Below are 1266 nucleotides of genomic sequence, written 5' to 3'. Positions count from 1 at the left end.
GAGGACGTCAGTGAGGTTCTCCCCCGAGGTCGTCGAGCGTGCCGTGCGCATGGTGTTCGAGGCCGAGGGCCAGCACGAGTCGCAATGGGCGGCCATCGAGTCCATCGCGGCCAAGATTGGCTGCACGTCGGAGACGCTGCGGCGCTGGGTGCGGCAGGCCGAGCGCGACCAGGGGCTCAAGCCCGGGCCGACAACCGAGGAGCAGCAGCGCATCAAGGACCTCGAACGCGAGGTACGCGAACTGCGCAAGGCCAACGAGATCCTGAAGCTGGCGAGCGCGTTTTTCGCCCAGGCGGAGCTCGACCGCCGCTTCAAGTCCTGATGGGCTTCGTCGAAGAACACCGCGCTCGATTCGGGGTCGAGCCGATCTGCCGCGCGCTGCAGGTCACCCCGTCGTCGATGTGGCGCGAGCTGGCGCGCCGGCGAGATCCGCAACTGCGGCCAGCGCGCCAGAGGCTGGACGCTGCTTTGGTGCCCGAGATCGAACGCGTCTGGACGGGCAACCTGCGCGTGTACGGGGTGCGCAAGGTCTGGAAGCAGTTGCACCGCGAAGGCCGTGCCGTGGCGCGTTGCACCGTCGCACGGCTGATGCGGGCCAACGGCTGGCGCGGCGCGATGCGCGGCAAGCGAGTGCGCACGACGGTGCCTGACGCCAAGGCGGCGTGCCCGCTGGACCGCGTCAACCGCGAGTTCCGCGCCGAGCGGCCCAACCAGCTGTGGGTGAGCGACTTCACCTACGTCTCGACCTGGCAGGGCCACGTCTACGTCGCTTTCGTCGTCGATGTCTTCGCGCGACGCATCGTCGGCTGGCGCGCCAGCGGTTCGATGACCACCGACTTCGTGCTCGACGCGCTGGAGCAGGCGCTGTACGCGCGCCAGCCCGAGCGCGACGGCTCGCTGGTGCATCACTCGGACCGCGGCTCGCAATACGTGTCCATTCGGTACACCGACCGCCTGGCCGAAGCCCGCATCGAGCCGTCCGTCGGCTCCAAGGGCGACAGCTACGACAACGTGCTGGCCGAGACGATCAACGGGCTGTACAAGGCCGAGCTGATCCACCGGCGTGCACCCTGGAAGACCCGCGAGGCCGTCGAGTTGGCCACCCTCGAATGGGTCTCGTGGTTCAACCATCACCGCCTGCTCGAACCCATCGGCTACATCCCGCCAGCCGAGGCCGAGGCAAACTACTACCGGCAACTCGCCCAGCGTCAGGCCATCGCCGCCTGACTCACTCCAACTGGCCTCCGAGATTGCCGGGGCGGTTCA

1 protein-coding gene and 1 other annotated feature are annotated in these 1266 nt (G+C 68.4%); the gene reads left to right on the top strand.

Annotated elements, in window-relative coordinates; translation table 11 throughout:
* The first annotated feature begins 10 nt into the window (after positions 1-10).
* Positions 11-1227 (top strand): IS3 family transposase gene (locus tag G5B56_RS19720; protein ID WP_164964343.1). Its coding sequence is split into 2 segments (ribosomal slippage): positions 11-287 and positions 287-1227, totalling 1218 coding nucleotides; the frame shifts between segments, so codons are not numbered across the junction.
* Positions 277-393: a sequence feature (AL1L pseudoknot), on the top strand. (Overlaps the previous gene by 117 nt.)
* Positions 1228-1266 lie beyond the last annotated feature (39 nt).

The organism is Rubrivivax sp. JA1026 (assembly GCF_011065555.1).
Lineage (GTDB): Bacteria > Pseudomonadota > Gammaproteobacteria > Burkholderiales > Burkholderiaceae_C > Rubrivivax > Rubrivivax benzoatilyticus.
Note: the sequence above shows the minus strand (reverse complement) of the source record. Positions and strands in the feature narration are given on the sequence as shown.